The sequence below is a fragment of the Chloroflexota bacterium genome, assembly GCA_016197225.1.
GTDB lineage: Bacteria > Chloroflexota > Anaerolineae > Anaerolineales > VGOW01 > VGOW01.
In genome coordinates this window covers 1-23,309 of the sequence record JACPWC010000053.1, presented here as the reverse complement: position 1 = coordinate 23,309, position 23,309 = coordinate 1, and the positions used below count along the sequence as shown (strand labels likewise).

Below are 23,309 nucleotides of genomic sequence, written 5' to 3'. Positions count from 1 at the left end.
TGCTATTTACCTGCCTACTCCCCCAATCTGAATTTAATTGAGCGGGTTTGGAAGTTCGTGAAGAAACAGAGCTTGTATTCCAAATACTACACTGACTTCGCCGCCTTCAAGACAGCGATTGAAACGTGTCTCCGAGAAATGACGACGACGCATAAAGCCGCTTTAGATTCGTTACTGACTCTGCGCTTTCAGCGATTTGAAAAAGCGCAGTTTATGCCCGCGTGAGGTATAAATGCTCCCCAACCGCGTCCTTCGCGAAGCATCCCGGTGGGACGCGGTTGGGAACGCCCGCGAGGACGCGGGCGAAGAGCAATTTTCAAACAGGCACTAAAACTATTGGGGTCTGCCTCGGTCAACTACTGGCCGATAGTGTACACAGCAATATCGTCGAACGACACCGTCAGGTTTGGCGTGAGGCGCGAACCGACGTACATGCCAATCACGCCCTCGGCAAACGTCCCGTCGGCCACCGTGCCCAGGAATTGATCGTTGACGTACATGCTGATCTGGCCGCCTGCCGCCCGCACGCCCAGCACGTTCCGCTGGCCGAGGTCTTTGATGGCGTCTGAGTCGGTGAAGTCCACAATCGTCTCAAATACGCCGTCCACCCGCTTCAACAGCCGGTATTTGCCGTCGCACGAAACGCCGAACAGATAGAAGTTGGCGTTATCCTTATGGCGAAAGATCAGGCCCCAGTTGTCGCCGGCCTTGCAGGTGGTGTTGGGCACCAGGGTTTTGGCTGTTACGTAAGCATTGCCAAACTTCTTGCCATCGAACGTCCACTCTAACCGCTCCGGTTCTTTGGCGATGAGAATAAAAGTTTCGTTTTCAATCTTGCCCTCACCGGTTGAGGTGTCAAACAGATACCAAAAATAACGATCTGGGAAGTCGAACTTCTCGTCAATGACGGGCGCAGGGTTGGCTCCAGCCAGCGGGTCTTGAGCATTGGTGGAAACGACGGGCGGGTTGGTGGCCGCCGGCGCGGGCGGGGTGTCGGCGGCCCCGGCAACCGGAGTTGCTTCCACCACCACCGTTATCGGTACCTGAACCGTTACCTGCACCTCAACCGGCACTTCTACAGTGGCGGGCACTTCCACCGGCACCTCAACCGTCACCTGCACTTCTTTGGGCGTCTGGGCGGCTACAGTAGACGCCACCTGCGCCGAGACTGTCGCCTGAATGTCGCCTGTCGCAATACCGCAGGCGCTCGCGGCGCTCGCCAGCACGGCCAGAGTGAGAAGGAGTTTTTTCATTAGTTAGCCTTTCGTGGTTGGGTGGGGCCACTTCGTGGTCCCCACACAGGATCGCCCCTACGCGATTTTACCATGCGCCCTCTACCCACGATAGCGACGGGTGATGTTCGGGATCAAATAATCGTGGAAGCTCCGTTCAACGCCGTATTCCGGCTCCCAGCCCCAATCTTTGTGAGCCGCGCTGTCGTCCAGATCAATCGGCCAGCTATCCACGATGCCCTGCCGCTTCAGGTCTGGCTCATAGGTGATTTGCGCTTGCGGGAATGCCTGCAAAGTGAGATCGCGAATCTGATCCGCCGCCAGGCTGAAGCTGGTGACGTTGTAGACCAGCCGGGAGAGCGCCGCTCGCGGGGCCGCCGCCAACTGCAAAAGAGCTTTCACCGCGTCGGGCATGGCCATGAACGGGATGGCCGTGTCGGGCCGGACAAAGCAGGCGTACGGCTCGCCATTGGCCGCCGCGTGCAACATCTCTGGGCCGTAATCGCTCGTGCCGCCGCTGGGCACGGTGAAGGCGCTGATCAGGCCGGGGAAGCGCACACAGCGAAAGTCAACCATCACCGGCTTCGCCGCCGCAAGCTGGCGGTAATGCTGGCTGAAGTAGCCGCCCAGAATTTCGCAATACAGCTTGTTGCACCCGTACATCGTCGTCGGCATGTTCCACTCGAACTCGCGCACGTGAGCATACTTGGCCTTTGTCTCCAGGTTCGGCAGGCCGTAAGCCGCAATCGAGCTGGGAAAGATGAACAACACCGGCTGGCCGCGATACTCCGACTGGTCGGCGGCGATTTGGAGAAGCTTGAGCGTGCCCTCCACGTTCACCTTGTGGGCCGCCTCGGGCGTAAACTCACTGCGGGTGGAGAGCAGGGCGGCCAAATGGTAGATCGTCTCGATCTCATATTCGCTGACGATGCGGGCCAGCAGGCCCGAGTCGAGAATGTCGCCCTTGAGGTGAGTGACAGCCGGGTTGGCCGTCTCGGCGTCACGGATGTCGAGGGTGAGAATGCGGGCGGCGGGGTCGCGGGTGATTTGCCCGACGAGCGCCTGGCCGATCTCGCCCAGAGCGCCGGTGATGAGCGTTGCTTTTTTACGCATAGGCTCCTCCTTGTGAGTGATGCTCTGGCGAGTATAGCATAGGCAATTAGACAGTCTTGCGCAACTAGGCTGGCGGAGTTGTGGATAGCGTTATAATCTCCCCATGCCCGCCACCGCCCGTGGTCGCGTCGCCAAACGCGCCCTTCGCATCCACCAACTTCTGCTCGATCATTATGGCGAGCCTACCTGGCGCAACCCGCTCCCGGCCATTGACGAATTGGTCTCCACCATCCTCTCGCAAAACACCAACGACGTTAACCGCGATCGGGCCTTCAACCTGTTGCGGGCCGCCCTGCCGGCATGGGAAGCCGTGCGCGACGCGCCAACCGAGGTTGTCGTCAACGCCATCCGGCCCGCCGGGCTGGCCAACCAGAAAGGGCCGCGCATCCAGCAAATCCTGCGCGCCATCACCGCCGAGCGTGGCTCGCTCAACCTCGACTTTCTGCGCGACCTGCCGCTTGAGGAAGCCCGCGCCTGGCTCACCCAATTCAACGGTGTAGGCCCCAAGACGGCGGCCATCGTCCTTCAATTCTCCCTCGGTCGTCCCGCCTTTCCGGTGGACACCCACGTGTACCGGGTCACGGGCCGCCTCGGCCTCCGCCCCGAAAAAATGTCGGTCGAAGACGCCCACCCGCATTTTGAGGCTCTCCTCCCGCCCGAAACTTACTACGCCGCTCATCTCAACCTCATCCGGCATGGCCGCGAGACCTGTCACGCGCAAAAGCCCGCCTGTGACCTTTGCATCTTGCGCCGAAACTGTAACTACTATAAAACTGTAAGGGCAGGCCTCAAGCCTGCTACCGTAAGGGCGGGCCTCAAACCTGCCCCCACAACAAAACGCAAAGGCTGAACTCAATGAGTGACATCCACCGCCTCACCGAATTGCGAGACGTTTGCCGGGCGCTTGCCGCCGTGCCCACCTTCCTGGAACAATTGACCCAAACCATGAACAGCGCCATCCGCCTTACCGGAGCCGAGCGCGGGGTGCTGGTGGTTTACAACAAGGCCTCCAACAGCTTCGACCTGCGCGCCGCCAGCGGGGTGAGCGCCGACCAGGTCGGGGAGCTAACGACGCTCGCCCAGTCCGTTGCCGACTCCGGCCAGAGCCTTCTGCTGGCCGACGAGACACAGACCCAACGCTCCAGCCTGGTCGTTGCTTTGCAAACACGCGGCCAAAAACCGTTCGGCGCGCTCTACGTGGACAAGCCAAGCATCTCCGGCCTGTTCACTCACGCCGACCTGCTCTTCTTTGAAACTTTCGTGGCCCAGGCCGCCGTCGTCCTCGACGCCAGCATCGTCAAGAGCGACTTTGTTTCCATCGTCACTCACGAACTGCGCCTGCCCATGACTTCCATCAAAGGCTACACCGACCTGATGCGAAGCGGCATCGTCGGCCCGGTCAACGATCAGCAAAAGCAATTTCTCACCACCATTCGCGCCGGCGTGGATCGCATGAACGCCCTGGTCTCCGATCTCTCCGACATCTCCAAGATTGACACCGGGCGGCTCAAGGTGGACGTGAAAGAGGTGGATGCCGCCGCCTGCGCCGGGGAGGCTGTCGAGGCCCTCAAAGCCCAGATCAACGAAAAAGGGCAGACTCTCACCGTCAACCTGCCGCCCCTGCCTGGCGTCCGCGCCGACAAATCGCGGCTTATTCAAATCTTCACCAACCTGCTGGTGAACGCGCACAAGTACACTGCCTCGAGCGGCGCAATCATCCTCACCGCCGAAGTCGGGAGCACTCACGTCCGCTTCACCGTCAACGACAACGGCGTTGGCGTCAGCCTGGACGATCAGGCCAAAGTCTTCAACCAGTTCTTTCGCTCTGAACATCAAGTCGTGCGTGAGCAAACCGGCTGGGGGCTGGCCCTGCATCTCACCCGGCGGCTGGTGGAGTACTTCGGCGGCCAGATCGGATTCGAAAGCGAATTGGGTAAAGGAAGCAAGTTCTGGTTCACAGTGCCGGTTTCTCAGTGAACAGTAGGTGGTGAACAGTGAATAGTAAACCCGGCAAACGTTTCCGCCTGCGACTCTACGAGCGCCTGTTTGCCATGTTTCGCTGGCCCTCACTCCTGATTGCCATTCTCACTGCCGGGCTGTGGTGGATTGCGCCGAACTATCCTCTGCTGGCGGCGGGGCAGGGCCTGCTTCCTGTTGTTCCGGTCATTTGCTTCGTTCTCTTCCTGGCCGGCCTCGTCGGCCCCGCTTTGTCTTACGTTCAGTGCCACGCCAGCTACCTGCTCATCAGCACCCCTTTCTATCGCCTCAGCGTGGGCTACTCGCGCATAGACATGATCACCGCCGTCAACTTCGCCCAGGCCTATCCGCTCAGCCGGCAAGGCTGGAGCCAGCGCCGCTTTTTGGAGCCGCTGTATTACGAACCAACCGGCCAACTCACCGTCGTGGCCGTCTGGGTGAGAGAGTATCCCCTGCCTCTGCGCTGGCTCAAACTCTGGTTCACCGACTACATGTTTACGCCCGACTCGCCCGGCTTTCTGTTCATGGTGAATGACTGGATGGCCCTGAGCCACCAGATCGAAGATTATCGCGATGCCTGGCGTGAGCGCCGGATCTCACACGGCCACGGCGACCACGTGGGCGACGCGGTGGCCGTGGCCAAACGCACCGGGGCGACCGTCATTGCCAATTACGAGATCGCCAACTGGTGCGAAGCGCAAGGGTTGACGAAAGTCCACGCCCAACATTTGGGCGGCGGCTACAACCATCCGTTCGGCTATATCAAACTCACGCTGGCCCTGCACGGCTCGGCTCTGCCCGATGGATCATACGGCGGCAATCCGTGCGGCTTCCTCATCACCCCGGCCTTGGGCAGGAAGGTTTATCTGGCTTGCGACACCGGCCTGTTCGGCGACATGAGTTTGATTGGCGATGAGGGCATTGAGCTTGCCACTTTGCCCATCGGCGACAACTTCACGATGGGGCCTGCCGACGCTCTGCGCGCCGTGAAGTTGCTCCGACCCAGGCACGTCATTCCTGTTCACTACAACACCTTTGGCCTGATCGCCCAGGACGCTGAGGCCTGGGCCGGGCGAGTGCAGGCCGAGACGGGCGCGCAGGCTCACGTGCTCAAGCCTGGCGAAACTTACACTTTATGATTGCGCGCTTCGCGTTCGACCGCGTTACGCTCTCCCTTCGGCCATGCTCAGGGCGTGGCTCAGGACGCTTGCGTTTATGAGCGAACGCGTCGCCGAAATCCTGCTGATCATTCGCCGCTGGGATCCTAACACCGGGCTTTCGGAACACGCGCTGTCTTACCCTGACCTTGAGTCGCTCTACGACGCCTGCCTGAAGGTGGAGCCGCCGGATTTGGTGGAGCGCATTGTGATTCGGGGTCAGGACGAATCGGGCCAGGAGCGCACCCTGACCTTGTCGTTTCAATCCGTCACTATTCATTCGCGGCGTTTGTAATAGCGACAGGAAACCCAAATTCTATATGCCAGACGAAACCTTTTTGATTTTAGGCGGCGCAGGCCTGGTCGGCCTGCAGATCGCCCGCCGCATCGCGCACGACCTCACCCCCAAACGCATCATCATCGCCTCGCTCTTCCAGCAGGAAGTCAACGAAGCCATTCACGGCCCCGCCGGACTGCGCCGGATGTTCCCGCATTCGGGCATCGAGTTCGCCGGCGTGTGGGGCGACGTGTTCGTGCGGGCCGAGTTCTCGGAAGAGAAGCGGAGCCGCCTGTTGGAAAGCTACCAGCGGCGCGACGATTTGTACGCCGACCTGTTTGGCGATTTCGATGCCGCCTTCGACCGGTCGCGCCTGGTTCAACTCATCCTCGAACACAAGCCGGACGTGATCGTGGATTCGATCAACACGGCAACAGCGATCAGTTATCAGGACGTGTACACCGGCACGGTGATTGCCAAGCGCGAGCTGGACGATCTGTTGACTCACGTCCGGGCCGGAGACGCCGCGGCGGCCAAACACGAGTGGAAGGACGCCGAGCGCGCCTTTGAGACTTTGCTGATCTCACACTCGGTGCCGCAATTGATCCGCCACGTGCTCATGATCAACCGGGCCATGCGCGAGGTGGGCACGCGACTGTATCTTAAGATCGGCACGACCGGCACGGGCGGCATGGGGCTGAACATTCCGTACACCCACAGCGAAGACAGGCCCTCGGCCAAGTTGATGACCAAGACCGCCATCGCCTTTGCCCACACCGGCCTGCTCTTCCTCATGGCCCGCACCGTCGGCGGGCCGGTGGTCAAAGAGATCAAGCCGGGGGCCATGATCGGCTTTGCCGATATTTCTCTGCGGACGATTCGCGAGGCGGGCCGGGCGGTGACGGTCTACGCGCCGCAAACGTTTCCCATCGAGAGCCGGCTACCCCTGCGCCTGCCCGCCGAGTCGTTCGAGTCGCTTGGCGATCTCTCCCTGCCGGTGGTGGATACGGGCGAGAATGGTGTCTTCACCAAAGGCGAGTTTGAGACGATCACCTCGTTGAGGCAAATGGAGTTCATCACGCCTGAGGAGATCGCGCTTGACTGTGTGCTGGAGATCAAAGGGAGCAACACCGGGCGCGACGTGATTGCGGCAATTGACGGGGCGGTGATGAACCCGACGTACCGGGCCGGTGTGTTGCGGCAACAGGCGCTGAACGACATCGAGCGCCTCGAGGCGCAGACCGGCCTGCACAGCGTGGCCCTCGGCCAGCTTGGGCCGCCGGAGATTTCCAAGTTGTTGTGGGAGGCCGAGTTGTTGCAGGTCGAGTACGGCACGCTCAAGGCCGTGCTGGCCCAAACGCCGGAGGCGATCTCGGAAGCCCTGTTCAGGCGTTTGCAGGTGGATGCGGCCTTGCGTCAGACGATCACTTCGATTGGCGCGCCGATTCTGACGCCGGACGGAACGCAGTTGATGCGCGGCCCGTTCATTCGCATCCCGGAAGTGGCCGGGGCGACCACCGCTGAAATTGGCCCCGGCGACCTGGACAAGTGGGCGGCCAAAGGCTGGGTGGATTTACGCCCGGCCAACTTTGCCCGCTGGCAGAAGCGCTTTGAGATGATGGAACGTTCGCGCCAGGCCTTGCGCGGCAAAGGTTCAGCCGCCGTGACTCGCGAGGCCTATCTCTTCGACGAGATTCGCATCGGGGCGCTGGTGGGGTGGATTTTTAATAATGAGCAGGAGGGGTATAGAATAAAGTAACAGGCGCGAAAATCTTCTGCCACGAATTACGCGAATTCACAGTAATTTTGAGGTAAGATGAAATCAAGAGGGCCAGATTATGCTCGACGTTCAAAAACTCGTCATCGAACACTTCGTCAAAGAGTTGCGGGACGCTTACCAGGAAACCTACAACTTGCTGGAGGCCGAGTACGGCAACATCTGCGCCTGGGCGGGCCGCCTGGCGCTGGAGAACATCGCCAACTCGGACGCCCTGTACCACAACGTCGAGCATACCATTCAGGTCACGCTGGTCGGCCAGACCATCCTCAAGGGCAAGCAACTGCTCGAAGGCGGGGTGACTCCCAAAGACTGGATGCTGGTCACGATTGCCTTGCTCTGCCACGACATCGGCTACGTCAAAGGCATCTGCCGGGGCGACAAGGGCGAGACTCTGGCCAGCGGGCGCGACGGCGGAACCGTCACCCTTTCACTCTCCGGCTCCGACGCTTCGCTCCAACCCTGCCACGTTGACCGCAGTCAGCTTTTTGTGCGCGAGCGGTTTGGCCGGAGCGTGCTTTCGGAAGTGGACGTGAACACGATCTGCGAGTACATCGAAATGACGCGCTTCCCGATCCCCGACGATCCGTTTCACCACAACGCTGCCGGTTTCCACGGGCTGGCCCGCGCCGCCGACTTCATCGGCCAGCTTGGCGATCCGAAGTATCTGCGAAAGATTCCGGCGCTGTTCTACGAGTTTGAGGAGACGGGCGCCAACGCCAAGCTCGGCTACAAGAATCCCGGCGACATGCGGCAGGGCTACGACGAGTTTTACTGGGGCGTGGTCAGCAAGTACATTCAAGAGTCCCTGCGCTACCTGCGGGTGACGACCGAAGGCAAGCTGTGGATCGCCAACCTGCATGCCCATGTCTTCGACTCGGAGCATAACAAGACGTTGTTGTAAGCTGATCCACTAAGAACACGAATGAACACGAAGATAAAACCCCATTCGTGTTTCTTCGTGTGCATTCGTGGATCAAAATAAAAGGACAGCCCCATGCCCCAAACCTTCAAATGCTCTTCGTGCGGCGCGGCGGTGGAATACGATGGCAGCGGCTATGCCACCATGCGTTGCCCGTTCTGCAACAACTCGGTTGTCGTGCCGCAGGAATTGCGCGTGCGGCGCGACTCACCTTCAGCCTCGGCCTCGTCGCCGTCTGCAACACCGCCTGGCACGCCGATGATGTCCGGCGATCAGGGCGAGATGTTCGACCTCGGCAACTTGCTGGCTCAGGCGGGCCGCTTCAAAGAACTTGGCGAACTTGTGCGGGCCGGGCGAAAAACAGAGGCGGCCCAACTCTACCGTGAACTGCTGGGCGTGGACGAGGCGACGGCGATGCAGGCCGTCGAATCCATGGCCTCCGGTCAGCCGGTGGTGATGACCAGCAATGTGACGACGTTCGAGGCGCCGTCAATAACGGTGACTACCTCGACGATACAACCGACAACCGGCGTGGGCGGCGTGGGGAGTATGCCCAGAACTTACATCACTTCGGGCGGCTCCCCGGCGCGGCGGACGGGTGCCACCGTTGGCCTTATCGTCGGCTGTCTCGCCGCCCTCATCATCGTTGCCGCGGTCCTGCTGTCCCTTGTGTTCTTCCTGGCCTTCTCCGGCTCGTAGGAACCAGTGATTATTCACAAGTGCTCTTGGCCCGCGTCCTCGCGGACGGGGAGCGGTAAGGTTCGTAGGCAGGCTTGACACATCGCAACTTCTGCGGATAATTTGCCACAATTGAACAATGTAGGGCAAGATGACATCTTGTCCTGCAAGCAAAAGGCTTTGACGGAGAAAAGTAAACCGGCATAAGCGCCAGAGAGGCAGAACACGCAAAGACAGCGGGCTGAAAGTTCTGCTCGGGGAAACCGGTTGAAGTTCGCTCCTGAGCCGCCTGGGTGACAAGCCCAAGCCGGAAGTCTACCGTTACCCGGACAGCCGATGATGGTCGGCGCAGAGTGGGCCTGTGTAAACAGGCCAACAAGGGTGGTACCGCGAGAGTGATAAACTCCCGTCCCTTTTTTGGGGGCGGGAGTTTTTGTTTTATTACCGACGGCAAGACACAAAGACACCAAGCCACAAAGTCACCAAGTTTTCTTTGTGCCTTAGAGTCTTCGTGACTTCGTGGTGAAATGATTTGAAGGAGGAGTGATGATCGATCAGCTGAATCAATTTGAGAAAGAAGCCCTGGCCCGCCTCGCCGGGTTAGCCGACTCTGCCGGGCTGGCCGCGTGGAAGAGCGAGACGCTGGGCAAGAAGAGTCTGCTGATGACGGCGCTGAGTGAATTGGGCAAGATGTCGAAGGAAGAGCGGCCCGTTGTCGGTAAGCGGGCCAATGAGATCAAACGCGCTCTCGAAGCGGCGTTTGAAGAAAAGGAAGCCACCGTCAAGGCGGCTGAATTGGCCCGCTCGCTCAAGGCCGAAGCGCTGGACGTGACTCTGCCGGGGAGGCCGGTTCGCCGGGGGCGGCTTCACCTTGCCACCCAAAACCTGCGCCAGATTTACGCCATCTGGGCCGACATGGGCTTCCAAATCTATCGCTCTCGTGACGTGGAGTCTGACGAGTTCAACTTTGAACTGCTCAACATCCCTCAGCACCACCCGGCGCGCGACATGTGGGACACTTTCTATACAACGACGCCCGGCGTACTTTTGCGGACGCACACCTCGCCCGGCCAGATTCGGGCCATGCGCGAGTTTCATCCTGATCCGATCCGGGTGATCCTGCCTGGCATGTGCTATCGCTACGAACAGATCACGGCCCGCTCGGAGATTCAATTCAACCAGATCGAAGGGCTGGCCGTCGGTAAAGGTATTCGCATGACGGACCTCAAAGGCACGCTCACCGACTTCGCCCGCCGCATGTTCGGCCAGAATGTGCGCACGCGCTTCCGGGCCGATCACTTTCCGTTCACCGAGCCGAGCGCCGAGATGGATGTGGAGTGCTTCGTGTGCGGCGGCAAAGGGTGCGCGGTGTGCAAGCAGAGCGGCTGGCTCGAAATCCTCGGCTGCGGCATGGTGCATCCGACGGTTTTGCAAAACGGCGGCTACGACCCGCGCGTCTACTCCGGCTTCGCCTTCGGCATGGGGCCGGAGCGGATTGCGATGTTGAAGTACAAGATTGAGGACATTCGTTACTTTTGGGGAAATGATTTGCGATTCCTGGAACAGTTCTGAGGTTGAAAGGATTCATCAACGGATTGAACGGATTTATCGGATTATCTTTTACAAGTACATTCAATCCGTTCAATCCGGTAAATCCGTTGACGAAATTGGAGTTCAAATATGCGCGTACCACTCAGTTGGCTCAAAGACTTTATCGAAATAAACCTTTCCCCTGAAGAGTTGGCGCGGAAGTTGACGTTTGCCGGGCTGGAGGTGGAAGAGATTGAATACGTGGGTCTGCCAATGCCAGCGGCGGCGGACGGGCGGCAGGAATTCAAAACGTCCGGCATCGCCTGGGATCGAGAGAAGATCGTCGTCGCCCAGATTCTGGAAGTTCTGCCGCATCCCAACGCCGACCGGCTGACCCTGCTCCGACTCGACTGGGGCGGCCCGAAAGAAGAAATGGTGCTGACCGGTGCGCCGAACCTGTTTCAATACAAAGGACAAGGGCCTCTGCCCAAACCGATCAAGGCCGCCTATGCCAAAGAAGGCTCGGTGATTTACGACGGCCACAAACCGGGGCAGGAGTTGATGACCCTCAAGCGAGCCAAGATTCGCGGCGTCGAGTCTTACTCGATGGTCTGCTCCGAAAAAGAACTCGGCATCAGCGACGAACACGAAGGCATCATCCTGCTTGACGACGGCGCCCCGGTCGGCGTACCGCTGGCTGACTACATCGGCGATGCCGTCTTGACGGTGAAGATCAACCCGAACATGGCCCGCGACGCCAACATGCTCGGCGTGGCCCGTGAGATCGCGGCGCTGACGGGTCAAACGTTGAAGCCGCCCACGTTCGAGGCCGCTACCGCGCAAACAGGCGAGTCGGTGTTGGGCAAAGTGGCGATTGAAATCCGCGAGCCGGAGTTGAATCTGCGATTCACGGCGATGCTGATCCGGGATGTGAAGATTGGGCCGTCACCGTACTGGATGCAACGGCGTTTGCGTTTGGCCGGGATGAGGCCGATCAGCAACATCGTGGACATCACCAACTACGTGATGCTGGAAGTAGGCCAGCCGCTTCACGCCTTCGACTACGACGTGCTGGTGAAGCGGGCTGGTGGAAAAGCGCCCACCATCATCACCCGCCTGCCAGGCGAGGGTGAGCGCCTGCTCACCCTCGACGGCGTGGATCGCAAGCTTGATCCATTCACCATCTTGGTGACGGACACGGCCGGCGCGCTCTCGCTGGGCGGCATCATGGGCGGCGGCGAGTCGGAAGTGTCGGACTCGACGACGACCGTTTTGCTCGAAGCCGCCTCGTGGAACTTCATCAACATCCGCCGCTCGGTGCAGTCGCAGGGTTTGCAATCGTCGCAGGCGGGTTATCGCTTCAGCCGGGGCGTGCACCCGGCCATGGCCGAGCGCGGGTGCAAGCGCGCCGCCGAAATGATACGGACGCTGGCAGGCGGCGCAGTGGCTCAAGGTCTCGTGGACGTTTATGCCCGCCAGCCGGAGCCGGTCACAGTGGAAATCGGCGAGGCGGATGTTGAGCGTATTCTTGGCATTCGCCTCCCGCTTGCTCAGATCGAATCGATCCTGAAGTCGTTAGAGTTTGATGTCAAACCAATAACCAATAACCGATTATTTGTGACTGCTCCCGATCATCGCCTTGACATCGGCACGGGCGTGGTGGGCCAGGCTGACGTGATTGAGGAGATCGCGCGCGTCTACGGCTACGAAAATATTCCGGAGACTCAAATCAGCGACACCACGCCACCTCAGCACGGCAATCCATCGCTGGAACTCGAGGAGCGCGTGCGCGATGTTCTGGTGAACGCCGGTTTGCAGGAAGTGATCTCCTACCGGCTGACGACGCCGGAGCGCGAGGCGATGTTGCTCTCGCCCGGCACGCCCAAAGATGATCGGCCTTACGTGACGCTGGCGAACCCAATCGTGGCCGACCGGGTGACAATGCGCCATTCGGTGCTGGCGAGCACACTGGAAGCCGCCGTGAACAATTTGCGCTTCACCGACTGTCTAGCGTTGTTCGAGATCGGCGCAGTGTATCTGGCGGGCGAAGAAGGCGTTCTGCCCGACGAGCCGAGGCGGCTGGCCGTTGTGATGACGGGGCCGCGCGAGCCGGAAGGCTGGCAGTCATCGGATCGTGGCGCGATGGATTTCTACGATCTCAAGGGTGTCGTTGAGTCTTTGATTGACGGCTTGCACTTGCCGGAGACGAAAGTGGAACCGGCTGAGCATCCGTCGTTCAGGCCGGGGCGCACGGCAAAGCTGATGGTTGGCGATCAGATGGTTGGGTGGTTTGGGGAACTGCACCCGCTCGTGGCGCAGGCTTATTTAACTGTGAGCGGCGGGGCGGTGACAGCGCCTCTGCTGGCGGCAGACTTTGATCTGGAAACGATCCTGAACGCCGTCCCGACACGCCACCTCACCAAAGCGGTCTCGCGCTTTCCGGCAGTGGTGGAGGATGTGGCCTTGATCGTGGATGAAGGGGTGGCGGCCTCCCAGGTGGAGACGGTCATTCGTCAGAGTGGCGGCTTGATGTTAGTGGATGTCCGCTTGTTTGATCTCTACAAAGGTGAGCAGATCGGATCAGGCAAAAAGAGTCTGGCTTATCGCCTTACTTATCAGGCAGAGGATCGGACGTTGACAGATTCCGACGTGGCAAAGGTGCGCGAGAAGATTGTGCGCCGGGCGAAGGATGTGCTGGGGGCGGTGTTGCGAGGGTAATTGGGCTTGGAGTGCTCCTCAACCGCGTCCTCGCGGTTGGCGCGAAGCCGCCCGCGCGGACGCGGGCTTTGAGCACTTTCCAAACAGGCTTTTACGCCGGTTGTGGCGCTTTGGTTTCGGCGCGTTCCATGGCTGTGGCTGCCAACTGGGCCACAACGGCAAAGAGGGCCAGATCGGCAGGAGTGAATTCTTTGCCGTCGGTTTTGTTGAGGGCGCTGAGTACGCCCATCACTTTGCGCGAGGTGGCGATGGGCACGCACAGCATCGAGCGCGTAGTGAAGTGAAAATGCTCGTCCACGCTGGGCGAGAAGCGCGGGTCGGCGCGGACGTTGGCGATGATGACCGGCTCAACATGGCGAGCCACCCAACCGGCAATGCCCGTTCCGGGCGGCAGGCGATAGTTGGTGAGGACCTCCCGCGCCGCGCCGTGCACGACGGCGAAGACAAGCTCGCCGTTTTCTTCGTCAATTAGCATGAGCGAGCCGGCTGTGGCGCTGATGGTAGTGAGGGCGGATTCCAGGATGCGGTCGAGCAGAGCGAGGGCATTGGTCTCGGTCGTTACCGAAGCCGAGACATCCTGCAAGGTGCGCAGGGCATCAAGCACCTGACGCAGAGTGGTGTTCTCTTCTCGCAGTTCGCGGTTTTCGTCTTTGAGGCGGGCGTTTTCCGTTTGCAGGAAACGGAGCGTCTCACGGAGTTCACCGGCCATAAGCCCTCCTTGTCTGATAAAGGCAACCGGATTGTAGCATTAAGCGCGCCAAAGCGTTTACATCCCGTCCTTAACTTCAAGCCGCTGAAACTTGGCCGAAACAAAACTTGAACAGGTGGTGAAATCAACTCATGAAAGTCTACTTTTCCTGCTCCATCACCGGCGGGCGGAACGATCAGCCGGTTTATTCGGCAATAGTGAATTGGATGATGTCACACGGCCACGAGGTGTTGACGGCGCACCTGGCCAATTTGGAAGTTGCGGTTGAGGAAGAGACGATTGAGCCGGAGGAAGTGTTCCGGCGGGACATTGCCTGGGTGGACGCCGCCTCTGTTGTGGTGGCCGAGGTCAGCACCCCGTCGCATGGCGTGGGCTACGAGATTGCTTACGCGATCATGACCGGCAAGCCGGTGTTGTGCCTGGCGCGCGAGGGGGTGAAGGTGTCGAAGATGATCACCGGCAACCCGAAGTTGACGTTTGTGAGATATGAGGCGGCGGACGAAGCAATAGAAAAGATAAATCAGTTTTTGGGTTGAGTATGAACCTTCAACTTTTCCAATGCAATCTCCCGAATCGCTTCCTGCAATTTCTCCACCGGCTGGTCGGCGTTGATAATACGCCAGCGATTTGGCTCGGCGGCGGCCAGGGCATGGTAGCCCTGCCGCGCCCGTTGATGAAAGGCGAGGGCGTAATCGTCAAGGCGGTTCCACTCGCCTTGAGTGGTTTGACGACGACGCAGGCCGGTCTCGGCATCCATGTCCAGCAGCAGAGTCAGGTCGGGGTTCAGGCCGTCGGTGGCAAAGCGGGTGATGGCGCGAATGGTGTCCAACGGCAGGCCGTGACCGTAGCCTTGATAAGCCAGTGACGAATCAAAATAACGATCACAGACGACTACGCCCCCGCCGTCCAGGTGGGGGCGTATCTTTTCGCGCACCAGTTGAGCGCGGGCGGCGGAGAGCAGAAGAAATTCGGTGGCCGGGAACATGGCCTTGTTCTTCATGTCCATGATCACCTGCCGCACTTGCTGGCTGATGTCAGTGCCGCCCGGCTCGCGAGTGAGCAAAACATTCTGGCCGAGCGATTGCAGATACTCGGCCAGTAGTTTGCATTGGGTGGATTTGCCCGATCCGTCGGGGCCTTCGAAGGTGATGAAGAGGCGCATAATCTCTAATTCTCCAATCCTCCAATCTCGAAATCAGAGAATTGGAGAATTGGAGATTTATTCCCTGAAGATGCGCACCCGCCGGTACGGTTCTTTGCCGTAAGAGTGCGAGATCAAATTGGCCTCGCGCACCAGTTCGTGCTGGCGGCGGCGGACGGCGGCGGACTGAGGCGAGAGGTCAACCGTGCGCGAGCCGTTGAGCACGGCCTCAATGGCCGATTGTGTTTCGCGCATGGCATGGTTGAGCGACTCGACTTCGACCGGGCCGTCCGGAGTGACGTTGAACAGCTCGGTCAGGAAGCTCTCCATCTGGTTGACGGTGTTCGAGCGCAGAACGTAGATGGGCATGTTGCGATCTTCGGCGTCGGAGATGGGGCGCTGGTGACGGCGATAGTAAGTCTTGAGAGTGACCAGCGCCTGGGCGTCGTTGATGTCGTCCACGACGCTGAGCGGCAGGCGCAAGCGTCGCGCGGCCTGCTCCAAACGCTGGCGGGCCAGACCGTAGGCGTAAATTTTCACGGGCGTGAACGATTGAGGCGAGCGGCTCTCGGCAGAAAGACGTTCGGGGCGAGAGTCCGGTTGACGGGCAGAGGCCGGCTCAACCGGGATGTATTCGCCGCGCGCGCGAATGTCAATTCCCCGGCCATTGGCGCTTTTCCGAGCCGTGGAGGGCGGGGCTATCGTCTCCATTTGAATGGCCCCGGTCTCATCCTCGTGGCGCATTTCAAGGGGCATCGGGCGGCCACGCAGCAAGCCGTCCACAGCGACAGCTACGTCGGCGTGAATGGCAATGTTGCGCCGGTCGCGCAGTTCAATGAGAACATCGAAGGTCGGCGGGGCGCGTCGCTCGAGCACCGTCTTTTGCGTGCCGCGCCGCCGGGCCTCTTCGTCAGAGAGGGTGACGGACTCGATGCCGCCGACGAGGTCGGCCAGCGTCGGATTGAGCAGAATGTTTTCGAGGGTGTTGCCGTGCGCGGTGCCGATGAGTTGCACGCCGCGTTCGGCGATGGTGCGGGCGGCGGCGGCTTCCAGCTCACGGCCAATTTCGTCAATGACGATTACTTCCGGGTTGTGATTCTCAACGGCTTCGATCATCACTTCGTGCTGAAGCGAGGGCTGGGCCACTTGCATGCGCCGGGCCTGGCCCACTGCCGGGTGCGCCACGTCGCCGTCGCCGCCGATTTCGTTGGAGGTGTCCACGATGACGACGCGCTTCTTCTCGGCCAGGATGCGGGCGGCTTCGCGCAACATCGTCGTTTTGCCGATGCCGGGCTTGCCAAGCATGAGGATGTTCTTGCCCGATTCGATCAGGTCTTTGATGATCTCGGTCGTGCCGTACACGGCCCGGCCCACGCGGCAGGTGAGGCCAACCACGTGGCCCCGCCGGTTGCGGATGCCGGAGATGCGGTGCAGGGTGCGCTCGATTCCGGCCCGGTTGTCGGCGTCAAAATCGCCGACGCGGCTGACGATGAAGTTGATGTCGTCGTGGCCGACTTCAGCTTCGGCCAGGCGCACTTCGCCGTCCACGTAACGGGCGGTTGGCACGCGCCCCAGGTCGAGGATCACTTCGAGCAGGTCGTCGGTGCGGTTGGCGGCGGTGAGGGCCTCGCCGATGTTGGGCGGAAGTATTTTGATGAGGTCGTGAATGTCGTCGGTGATACGTTTTCGCATGTGCAGTTTTTACCACGAAGACGCGGGAGCGCGAAGAGGCGATTGGTCATTTCGCGCCGGCGGCTTCGTGGGGTGTTGATGCCGAATCACTTGTCAGATAAGGGGCCTGGTGTTTGTGCCTGAGTTTGATTTTATCATCGGCGTGGTCGCCTTACTGCCGACGATCACCTGAAGAGGGTTGAACTCCGGTTCACTCACGCGCACGGCCAGGCGTTTGACCATGACGGCCTGCTCGGCCCAGTCTTCAAAGCCCAGATTGGCCAGCGGCGTCCTCAGCCAGTCCTGGTGTGAGCGAACACAAACGTAAACCGGAACGGTTTCGCGGTCGGTGAACTGCCGGAGCAAGTCGGCAAAGAGGGCCGCGCTGTCGTCGAAGATGCTGGGATGGAGATACGGCTGAACCCAGACTCCGAGCGGCCCGCGACTCACGTCGAAGAAGGCCTCAATTTCGCCGCGAGGCGCGTAAACGTAACCGTGGCCGTAACGAGCCGGCGGCGGCTCCACCTGTTGCACCAGGCGCGGCACAATGTTGGCGTAGAGCGATTGAATACCGAACGAGTCACTGCTCTGTTGCGGGCGGAGACGGATGCCGTCGAGCGGAGCGGTAGTGCCGCGCGGTTTGCCCGCCCGCCAGATGTGTTGCCGGGTGTAAATGGCAAACCCGAAACGGCGCATCGACTCGAACTCGGCGCTGTCTTCGTTTACTTCGGCCACCAGGTTGTGAGCGCCGTGTGAGGCGGCCTCGGCGGTGAGCCGTTCGAGCAAGATTTCCCACGGGCTTTCTTCGCCGAAGGCGGGGGCCATAAAGACCAGACGCGCCAGTTCGTCGCCGTGCCGGAATTGAATTTGCCCGAAGCCCTCGACGCTGTTGTCCTCTTCGTTGCGCCAGATAAAGGTGGGCAGACCCGCGCCCGGCGCAAGGAACGACAACACCGCCGACTGCAGGGTGTGCGGGCCGCGAGTGAGGGCGGCCTCGGAGTCGAAACAGACGCCGCGCTCGGAGAGCCGGCGAATCAGGCCAAAGTCACGCCAGTCAAAAGGGCGAATCATGTTGCGGCCTTTGCCATCTCCAGGAAATACTGGTGAAACCTGCCATCCGGCGTCAGTTCAGGATGGAAGGAGGTTGCCAGCAGGCGGCCCTGGCGGGCGGCTACAATGGCGCCGTTCTCCAGGCACGCCAGAACTTCCACATCCTTGCCAACCGATTCGATGATGGGGGCGCGAATGAAGATGGCGTGGAAGGGGCGGGTGTGGCCGTTGCCCTCGCGTGTGAAGGCCGGGACTTCCAGATCGGTTTCAAAGCTCTCGGTTTGGCGGCCAAAGGCGTTGCGCTGCACGGTGATGTCCATGAGGCCCAACAGCGGTTGCCGGCGGTGAACGTCTTTCGAGAGAAAGATCGCCCCAGCGCACGTGCCCCACACGGCGCGGCTTGCGCCGAACTCGCGCAGAGGTTCCATTAATTCAAATTGCACCGCCAGTTTGCCAATCGTCGTGGACTCGCCGCCGGGGATGATGAGGCCGTCCAGGCCAGGCAGGTCGCGCGGCAGACGGACTTCGATTGCGTTGGCGCCGAGCCGCCGGAGTGTTTGAATGTGTTCGCTGAAAGCGCCTTGCAGGGCAAGGACGCCAATGTTCATCGTCGTCATTTCTTCAGAGAACCGGTTCCTGTATTCTTCAATGAGCCGGTTCCTTTTTTCAGAGTGCCTGTATCCACTTCGCCGGGCAGGATGGCGCTTCGAGCGCGCTCGAACAGCCCCAGCACGGCATTCTGTAACAGAGTCACCTCGTCTATGTCGCCCACACGCCAGGCAATGCCGTTTTCATCTTTGGCGGTGGTAAGCAAGTTTCGGGGTTTGTACTCGTCCACAATGCTCACCCAAATTTCGGCCCTTTCGATAGAGATGTTTTTCTGGCGCGAAATGGTTTCGGCCCGCTTGTGAATCTTGGCCATGTCGAAAATCGAATCGAACCACCACGGGCTGTCGGAGGCAATGTCAATCAGGCCATACAGCTCCACCGAGTCAAGCTCGGTGCTGGGGGCGATGAGGGCGGCGCAGTAAGCCGGGTCGCCGCCCACCGTCCGCCGCCACCATTTCAACCCTTGCGGGGTGTCGAGCACTTCCCACTCATAGTCGCCCGGGTCGGCTCCAAACCGCCCGGCCAGGTTGACCGCTTCGTAGTGTGGCACGTAGGCGCGGGTGCGCGTCCAAACTGCCCTCGGTGCCACGAGCAACAACTGCGCCTCAGGAAACTTGGCGTGCCACCGGAACTTGTGCTTAGGCGACAGGTTGATGACTGTCCGCTTGTTCGAGGGCGGCGGAGTGGGCGGTTTCGATCCGAAAAGGCTGGTCATAGCAGTTCAAAAAACAGAAGCCGGTTCACCACCCCCTGCTTGCCAGCAATTCTGTGCTTGGAATGTCGGTAACCTGGCGGCCGACCATCGGCTCGCCCAGGTTACGACTCACTTCGGCGACAATGTGCGCGTCGCGGAAGTGGGTGGTGGCCTCGACAACGGCCTTGGCCCGCTTCGCCGGGTTGCCCGACTTGAAAATGCCCGACCCGACGAAAACGCCGTCTACGCCCAACTGCATCATCAGCGCCGCGTCGGCCGGGGTGGCGATGCCACCGGCGGCAAAGTTGACGACGGGCAGGCGGCCCAACTCTTTGGTCTCCTTCACCAGATCGTAAGGCGCGCCGATCTCTTTCGAGTAAGTGAACAGTTCTTCGTCGGCCATGGTTTGCAGTCGGCGAATCTCGCCCAGCACCGAGCGGGCGTGACGCACGGCTTCCACCACGTCGCCGGTTCCGGCTTCGCCTTTTGTGCGAATCATGGCCGCGCCTTCGGCGATGCGCCGCAGGGCCTCGCCCAGGTTGCGGCAACCGCACACGAACGGCACTTTGAACTCGTGCTTGTTCACGTGATGCGTCTCGTCGGCGGGCGTGAGCACTTCGGACTCGTCAATATAGTCAATGCCGAGCGCCTCCAGCACCTGCGCTTCTACAAAGTGGCCGATGCGGCACTTGGCCATTACCGGAATGCTCACCGAGTCCATGATGGCGAGAATGATCTCCGGGTCGCTCATGCGAGCCACGCCGCCGTGCGCCCGAATATCGGCTGGCACACGCTCCAGAGCCATCACTGCGCACGCCCCGGCGTCTTCGGCGATCTTCGCGTGTTCGGGCGTCACCACGTCCATGATCACGCCGCCTTTCAGCATTTGCGCCAGGCCGCGCTTGACGGCAACTGTTCCTGTCTGCTTCTCCATAAAACTACACCTCCGTTTCTAAAATGATTCTACCACGCAGGGCAAGAGGGGGCAATTAACGGCGGGCAGGGCGTAATCCAACGCTCAACATGACAGCGGCGGCCAATGCCAGGATCGCGCCGAAGAGGAATGGGGCGCCCGGGCCGAATCCGCTAAACGATCCGGCGCCCTGCCACAACAATCCGGCCGCGAAACTCGCCGGTAGAGCCGCCACCCCGACCACGGCATTGTACAGCCCATAAGCCGTTCCCCGCTGTTCCGGCGCAACCAGGTCGGCAATGAATGCTTTGCTCACGCCCTCGGTGAGGCCATAGTAGGCTCCATACAAGATGTACAGCCCGAAGACTTGCCAGCCTGCCCCGGCCAGCGCAAAGCCGAGATAGACCAAACCGTACACGGCCCAACCGGCGATGATGAGCCGTTGCCGACCAACACGGTCGGAGAGCCTGCCCGCCGGGCCGGAGAGAAGGGCGTACAAAATGTTGAACGAGAGGATCATCGTCATGATCGTCGAGACCGACATGCCGCGCTCCTGCGCCCGCAGAACCAGAAAGGCGTCGGACGAGTTGCCGAGGGTGAAGATGAGCACGACAAGCAGGAAGTACTTGAAGCGATTGTCGAAACCGGCCAGCGAGAGTTTGGGAAGCTTGCCGTCGGGCTTGAGCGGCACATCCTTGGCGCCGACGATGAGGGCCAGCACACCGAGGGCGGCCGGGACGATGCTGATGGCAACAAGCAGATGGAACGTGTTGGCTGAAAGTGTGACCCTGCCACGCTGGCTGAGGGTGACGGCGATCAGAGCGATGAGCAAGCCAAGCGCCGCGCCCGCCGTGTCACCGGCGCGGTGCAAACCGAACGCCAGCTCGCGCTGAGTTTCGTCAATCGAGTCGGCGATGAGGGCGTCGCGCGGCGAGTTGCGAATGCCTTTGCCTGTGCGGTCGGCCAGGCGCACCGCCAGCACCGCGCCCCAACTGTTGGCAATGAGCAGAAACGGCTTGGCTAACGCCGAGAGGCTGTAGCCGGCGACCGTGATCCACTTGCGACTGCGAAGCCTGTCGGAGAGCCAGCCGGAAAATAGCTTGAGCAGGCTGGCCGTTGTCTCGGCCAGTCCTTCGATTAAGCCGATGACATTCGTCCGCACGCCCAGTACGTTGGCCAGGAAGAGCGGCAGGAGGTAAACGATCATTTCGCTGGAAACGTCGGTGAGGAAGCTGGTGAGGGTGACGGCCCACACGTTGCGGGGGAGTTTTTTCATAGGAGCAAATCATACTCCCGTTTCGTAGGCTAAGCGTAGCGTTCCGACTCTTGACGGCGAGCGGGGAAATGCATACAATTCGGTCAATTAGTACAATTGATACAATTTGGAAGGGCGGTATGCTCATTCGTCTCGACCCGCGAAGCGGGGAACCCATCTACCTGCAAATCACGGCGCAAGTCAAACATCTGATTGCAACCGGCAATCTCAAGCCGAACGCTCAACTGCCCACCGTGCGCCAGCTTGCCATTGAACTGCGTCTCAACCCAAATACAGTCGCCAGGGCGTATACCCAGTTGGCCGAAGAAGGGGTGATCTCCACCCAACAGGGTCGCGGTACCTACGTGCTTGATCATCCCCCGCCCGCCGACCAGCGCAAATTGCGCCGCGAGAAGCTGATCGCGGTGACTGACTCGTTCTTGCGCGAAGTTGAGCGCCTGGGTTACACACCCGACGAACTTGAGAAGATGTGGAGCGACCGTTTTTCGGTCTGGCAACGGGCGCGAGTGAAAGGAAACTAACATGAAAACAAAATTTACAGGAACCGATCCGTTTCAAACTCGGCAGATCAATCCCGTGTCGTTTGCCCTGTTTCTGGTATTTATGGCCGGCAGTATCCTTGCCGCCATTGCGATGGATGGCCGGGTGAATGACTTCATCATTGGCGCGGTTGTGTTTGGGTCTATCACAACTGGGTTCTGCCTTCTGTTTGCCTTGAAGATCGCCAACCAGTGGGAGAAGGCGATGGTGTTACGCTTCGGCAAGTTCAGGGGCTTGCGCGGGCCGGGCCTGTTCTGGGTCGTGCCGCTCGTTGATACTATTCCGACCTGGATTGATCATCGCGTGACCGTCACGCCGTTCAATGCCGAGAAGACGCTAACTCGCGATACAGTTCCCGTTGATGTAGACGCCGTGCTGTTCTGGATAGTGTGGGATGCCGAAAAAGCGGCGCTGGAAGTGAAGGACTATCAGGCCGCCATCTCGTGGTCGGCCCAGACTGCCCTGCGCGACATCATCGGCAAGATGATGCTGGCCGACATTCTGGTAGGCCGCGAGGCGATTGACGCCGAATTGCAAAAGATCATTGACGAGCGCACCACGCCCTGGGGCATCACTGTGCAATCAGTGGAGATTCGGGACATCATCATCCCAGCGGTGCTGGAAGACGTGATGAGCCGCCAGGCTCAGGCCGAGCGCGAGCGACAGGCCCGCGTCATCCTCGGCGAGTCCGAGAAGCAGATCGCCGAAAGTTTTGCCGAGGCTTCCAAAGCGTATGCCAACAACCCGACTGCTTTGCATTTGCGGGCGATGAACATGCTCTTTGAAGGCTTGAAGGAAAAGGGCGCGCTGGTCATCGTCCCCTCGTCGGCAGTGGACACGATGAACCTGGGCGGGCTGAGCGGGATGGTGGCGCTGGCCAAGTCACAGGACGCCAAAGGGGACGCCGCCTCGTGACGGGCGACCGGCGTTCCATGTGAAACGTGGAGTTGACTATGCTGTACCTGATCTATCCTCTCAACGCTTTGCTAATGATGGCCCTGGGGGTCGGGTTGGGCCTGTTCTTGGCCCGGCGCCTCAATTTGCGCTGGGGGCTGTTCGGCGTAGGGGCGGTGACGTTTGTGGCTTCGCAGGTGGTTCACATTCCGCTCAACTACGGACTGACCTGGCTGTTTGCCAACCATGTCCTGCCCGGCCCGCCAGCCGAGTGGCAACTATTGTTCAATGTCACCGTCCTCGGCCTGACTGCCGGACTGTGCGAGGAGACGGCCCGCTACGCCGTTTACCGCTGGTGGATCAGGTCGGCGCGAACGTGGCGCGAGGCGCTGATGTTCGGGGCCGGGCATGGCGGCATCGAGGCCATTCTC

The 23,309-nt window shown here is 60.4% G+C and carries 24 protein-coding genes and 1 other annotated feature; of the genes, 14 read left to right on the top strand and 10 right to left on the bottom strand.

Annotated elements, in window-relative coordinates; all coding sequences use genetic code 11:
• Positions 1–225: transposase (locus HYZ49_08470; GenBank protein MBI3242311.1), on the top strand; the 225-nt coding region annotated here is incomplete at its 5' end.
• Positions 226–356: 131 nt separating this feature from the next.
• Here HYZ49_08470 and HYZ49_08465 read toward each other — a convergent pair.
• Together HYZ49_08465 and HYZ49_08460 are read right to left on the bottom strand one after the other, a co-directional pair.
• Complete coding sequence (locus HYZ49_08465) at positions 357–1,253, bottom strand: hypothetical protein (protein MBI3242310.1); 897 nt, start codon at positions 1,251–1,253, stop codon at positions 357–359.
• 81 nt (positions 1,254–1,334) lie between these two features.
• Positions 1,335–2,345 carry an NAD-dependent epimerase/dehydratase family protein gene (locus HYZ49_08460; protein MBI3242309.1) on the bottom strand — a complete coding sequence of 337 codons (1,011 nt, stop codon included), beginning with the start codon at positions 2,343–2,345 and terminating at the stop codon, positions 1,335–1,337.
• Between the two features lie 103 nt (positions 2,346–2,448).
• Here HYZ49_08460 and HYZ49_08455 point away from each other — a divergent pair, with 103 nt between their 5' ends.
• The 9 genes from HYZ49_08455 to HYZ49_08415 all read left to right on the top strand — a co-directional run bounded on the left by HYZ49_08455 (position 2,449) and on the right by HYZ49_08415 (position 13,381).
• Positions 2,449–3,195, top strand: coding sequence for an endonuclease III (locus HYZ49_08455; GenBank protein ID MBI3242308.1), 747 nt, complete (start codon positions 2,449–2,451; stop codon positions 3,193–3,195).
• Between the two features lie 5 nt (positions 3,196–3,200).
• Positions 3,201–4,322 (top strand): GAF domain-containing sensor histidine kinase, encoded by a 1,122-nt coding sequence (locus HYZ49_08450; GenBank protein ID MBI3242307.1) that lies wholly within the window; start codon positions 3,201–3,203, stop codon positions 4,320–4,322.
• Positions 4,323–4,813: 491 nt separating this feature from the next.
• A complete protein-coding gene (locus HYZ49_08445) occupies positions 4,814–5,461 on the top strand; it encodes a metal-dependent hydrolase (GenBank protein ID MBI3242306.1) in 648 nt (215 codons plus the stop codon).
• A gap of 76 nt (positions 5,462–5,537) precedes the next feature.
• Entirely contained in the window at positions 5,538–5,774 is a 237-nt protein-coding gene (locus tag HYZ49_08440; GenBank protein ID MBI3242305.1) for a hypothetical protein, read from the top strand.
• 25 nt (positions 5,775–5,799) lie between these two features.
• The gene (locus HYZ49_08435; protein ID MBI3242304.1) at positions 5,800–7,515 is read left to right on the top strand and encodes a hypothetical protein; all 1,716 of its coding nucleotides are present in this window, start codon (positions 5,800–5,802) and stop codon (positions 7,513–7,515) included.
• A gap of 79 nt (positions 7,516–7,594) precedes the next feature.
• The gene (locus tag HYZ49_08430; protein MBI3242303.1) at positions 7,595–8,437 is read left to right on the top strand and encodes a metal-dependent phosphohydrolase; all 843 of its coding nucleotides are present in this window, start codon (positions 7,595–7,597) and stop codon (positions 8,435–8,437) included.
• 93 nt (positions 8,438–8,530) lie between these two features.
• Positions 8,531–9,154 carry a hypothetical protein gene (locus tag HYZ49_08425; GenBank protein MBI3242302.1) on the top strand — a complete coding sequence of 208 codons (624 nt, stop codon included), beginning with the start codon at positions 8,531–8,533 and terminating at the stop codon, positions 9,152–9,154.
• A gap of 150 nt (positions 9,155–9,304) precedes the next feature.
• Positions 9,305–9,550, top strand: a binding site (T-box leader).
• A 129-nt stretch (positions 9,551–9,679) separates the two neighbouring features.
• On the top strand, positions 9,680–10,705 hold the full coding sequence (gene pheS / locus HYZ49_08420) for a phenylalanine--tRNA ligase subunit alpha (GenBank protein MBI3242301.1): 1,026 nt from the start codon (positions 9,680–9,682) through the stop codon (positions 10,703–10,705).
• A gap of 108 nt (positions 10,706–10,813) precedes the next feature.
• Positions 10,814–13,381, top strand: a complete 2,568-nt coding sequence (locus HYZ49_08415) for a phenylalanine--tRNA ligase subunit beta (GenBank protein MBI3242300.1) — start codon at positions 10,814–10,816, stop codon at positions 13,379–13,381.
• A gap of 91 nt (positions 13,382–13,472) precedes the next feature.
• Here the strand turns inward: HYZ49_08415 and HYZ49_08410 are convergent, their stop codons facing one another.
• Positions 13,473–14,090, bottom strand: a complete 618-nt coding sequence (locus tag HYZ49_08410; GenBank protein ID MBI3242299.1) for a GAF domain-containing protein — start codon at positions 14,088–14,090, stop codon at positions 13,473–13,475.
• 131 nt (positions 14,091–14,221) lie between these two features.
• Here HYZ49_08410 and HYZ49_08405 point away from each other — a divergent pair, with 131 nt between their 5' ends.
• The gene (locus tag HYZ49_08405; GenBank protein MBI3242298.1) at positions 14,222–14,626 is read left to right on the top strand and encodes a nucleoside 2-deoxyribosyltransferase; all 405 of its coding nucleotides are present in this window, start codon (positions 14,222–14,224) and stop codon (positions 14,624–14,626) included.
• Here HYZ49_08405 and HYZ49_08400 read toward each other — a convergent pair.
• The 7 genes from HYZ49_08400 to HYZ49_08370 all read right to left on the bottom strand — a co-directional run bounded on the left by HYZ49_08400 (position 14,611) and on the right by HYZ49_08370 (position 21,444).
• Positions 14,611–15,252, bottom strand: a complete 642-nt coding sequence (locus HYZ49_08400; protein ID MBI3242297.1) for a dTMP kinase — start codon at positions 15,250–15,252, stop codon at positions 14,611–14,613. The genes HYZ49_08405 and HYZ49_08400 overlap by 16 nt on opposite strands.
• A gap of 57 nt (positions 15,253–15,309) precedes the next feature.
• Positions 15,310–16,923 carry a Flp pilus assembly complex ATPase component TadA gene (tadA, locus tag HYZ49_08395; GenBank protein ID MBI3242296.1) on the bottom strand — a complete coding sequence of 538 codons (1,614 nt, stop codon included), beginning with the start codon at positions 16,921–16,923 and terminating at the stop codon, positions 15,310–15,312.
• A 93-nt stretch (positions 16,924–17,016) separates the two neighbouring features.
• Positions 17,017–17,973 carry a hypothetical protein gene (locus HYZ49_08390; protein ID MBI3242295.1) on the bottom strand — a complete coding sequence of 319 codons (957 nt, stop codon included), beginning with the start codon at positions 17,971–17,973 and terminating at the stop codon, positions 17,017–17,019.
• The gene (pdxT, locus tag HYZ49_08385; protein ID MBI3242294.1) at positions 17,970–18,560 is read right to left on the bottom strand and encodes a pyridoxal 5'-phosphate synthase glutaminase subunit PdxT; all 591 of its coding nucleotides are present in this window, start codon (positions 18,558–18,560) and stop codon (positions 17,970–17,972) included. The genes HYZ49_08390 and pdxT overlap by 4 nt, the downstream gene beginning before the upstream one ends.
• Before the next feature lie 5 nt (positions 18,561–18,565).
• Complete coding sequence (locus HYZ49_08380) at positions 18,566–19,276, bottom strand: hypothetical protein (GenBank protein MBI3242293.1); 711 nt, start codon at positions 19,274–19,276, stop codon at positions 18,566–18,568.
• A gap of 25 nt (positions 19,277–19,301) precedes the next feature.
• The gene (pdxS, locus tag HYZ49_08375; GenBank protein MBI3242292.1) at positions 19,302–20,189 is read right to left on the bottom strand and encodes a pyridoxal 5'-phosphate synthase lyase subunit PdxS; all 888 of its coding nucleotides are present in this window, start codon (positions 20,187–20,189) and stop codon (positions 19,302–19,304) included.
• A 55-nt stretch (positions 20,190–20,244) separates the two neighbouring features.
• Positions 20,245–21,444 (bottom strand): MFS transporter, encoded by a 1,200-nt coding sequence (locus HYZ49_08370; GenBank protein MBI3242291.1) that lies wholly within the window; start codon positions 21,442–21,444, stop codon positions 20,245–20,247.
• A 119-nt stretch (positions 21,445–21,563) separates the two neighbouring features.
• Between HYZ49_08370 and HYZ49_08365 the strand changes: the two genes are divergently transcribed.
• From HYZ49_08365 to HYZ49_08355, 3 genes are all read left to right on the top strand, one after another.
• Entirely contained in the window at positions 21,564–21,965 is a 402-nt protein-coding gene (locus HYZ49_08365) for a GntR family transcriptional regulator (protein MBI3242290.1), read from the top strand.
• A gap of 1 nt (position 21,966) precedes the next feature.
• Positions 21,967–22,899: a slipin family protein gene (locus tag HYZ49_08360; GenBank protein MBI3242289.1), complete on the top strand. Its 933-nt coding sequence runs from the start codon at positions 21,967–21,969 to the stop codon at positions 22,897–22,899.
• A gap of 38 nt (positions 22,900–22,937) precedes the next feature.
• The coding region (locus HYZ49_08355; GenBank protein ID MBI3242288.1) for a YhfC family intramembrane metalloprotease at positions 22,938–23,309 on the top strand (372 nt) is incomplete at its 3' end.

Excerpts from the sequence above, each read along its gene's own strand:
- HYZ49_08365 (MBI3242290.1), top strand. The coding sequence starts at position 21,564 with ATGCTCATTCGTCTCGACCCGCGAAGCGGGGAACCCATCTACCTGCAA.
- HYZ49_08360 (MBI3242289.1), top strand. The coding sequence starts at position 21,967 with ATGAAAACAAAATTTACAGGAACCGATCCGTTTCAAACTCGGCAGATC.
- HYZ49_08455 (MBI3242308.1), top strand. The coding sequence starts at position 2,449 with ATGCCCGCCACCGCCCGTGGTCGCGTCGCCAAACGCGCCCTTCGCATC.
- pdxT (MBI3242294.1), bottom strand. The coding sequence starts at position 18,560 with ATGAACATTGGCGTCCTTGCCCTGCAAGGCGCTTTCAGCGAACACATT.
- HYZ49_08460 (MBI3242309.1), bottom strand. The coding sequence starts at position 2,345 with ATGCGTAAAAAAGCAACGCTCATCACCGGCGCTCTGGGCGAGATCGGC.
- pheS (MBI3242301.1), top strand. The coding sequence starts at position 9,680 with ATGATCGATCAGCTGAATCAATTTGAGAAAGAAGCCCTGGCCCGCCTC.
- HYZ49_08400 (MBI3242297.1), bottom strand. The coding sequence starts at position 15,252 with ATGCGCCTCTTCATCACCTTCGAAGGCCCCGACGGATCGGGCAAATCC.
- HYZ49_08465 (MBI3242310.1), bottom strand. The coding sequence starts at position 1,253 with ATGAAAAAACTCCTTCTCACTCTGGCCGTGCTGGCGAGCGCCGCGAGC.
- HYZ49_08450 (MBI3242307.1), top strand. The coding sequence starts at position 3,201 with ATGAGTGACATCCACCGCCTCACCGAATTGCGAGACGTTTGCCGGGCG.
- HYZ49_08415 (MBI3242300.1), top strand. The coding sequence starts at position 10,814 with ATGCGCGTACCACTCAGTTGGCTCAAAGACTTTATCGAAATAAACCTT.
- HYZ49_08435 (MBI3242304.1), top strand. The coding sequence starts at position 5,800 with ATGCCAGACGAAACCTTTTTGATTTTAGGCGGCGCAGGCCTGGTCGGC.
- HYZ49_08405 (MBI3242298.1), top strand. The coding sequence starts at position 14,222 with ATGAAAGTCTACTTTTCCTGCTCCATCACCGGCGGGCGGAACGATCAG.
- tadA (MBI3242296.1), bottom strand. The coding sequence starts at position 16,923 with ATGCGAAAACGTATCACCGACGACATTCACGACCTCATCAAAATACTT.
- HYZ49_08425 (MBI3242302.1), top strand. The coding sequence starts at position 8,531 with ATGCCCCAAACCTTCAAATGCTCTTCGTGCGGCGCGGCGGTGGAATAC.
- HYZ49_08440 (MBI3242305.1), top strand. The coding sequence starts at position 5,538 with ATGAGCGAACGCGTCGCCGAAATCCTGCTGATCATTCGCCGCTGGGAT.
- HYZ49_08370 (MBI3242291.1), bottom strand. The coding sequence starts at position 21,444 with ATGAAAAAACTCCCCCGCAACGTGTGGGCCGTCACCCTCACCAGCTTC.
- pdxS (MBI3242292.1), bottom strand. The coding sequence starts at position 20,189 with ATGGAGAAGCAGACAGGAACAGTTGCCGTCAAGCGCGGCCTGGCGCAA.
- HYZ49_08430 (MBI3242303.1), top strand. The coding sequence starts at position 7,595 with ATGCTCGACGTTCAAAAACTCGTCATCGAACACTTCGTCAAAGAGTTG.
- HYZ49_08390 (MBI3242295.1), bottom strand. The coding sequence starts at position 17,973 with ATGATTCGCCCTTTTGACTGGCGTGACTTTGGCCTGATTCGCCGGCTC.
- HYZ49_08410 (MBI3242299.1), bottom strand. The coding sequence starts at position 14,090 with ATGGCCGGTGAACTCCGTGAGACGCTCCGTTTCCTGCAAACGGAAAAC.
- HYZ49_08380 (MBI3242293.1), bottom strand. The coding sequence starts at position 19,276 with ATGACCAGCCTTTTCGGATCGAAACCGCCCACTCCGCCGCCCTCGAAC.
- HYZ49_08445 (MBI3242306.1), top strand. The coding sequence starts at position 4,814 with ATGTTTACGCCCGACTCGCCCGGCTTTCTGTTCATGGTGAATGACTGG.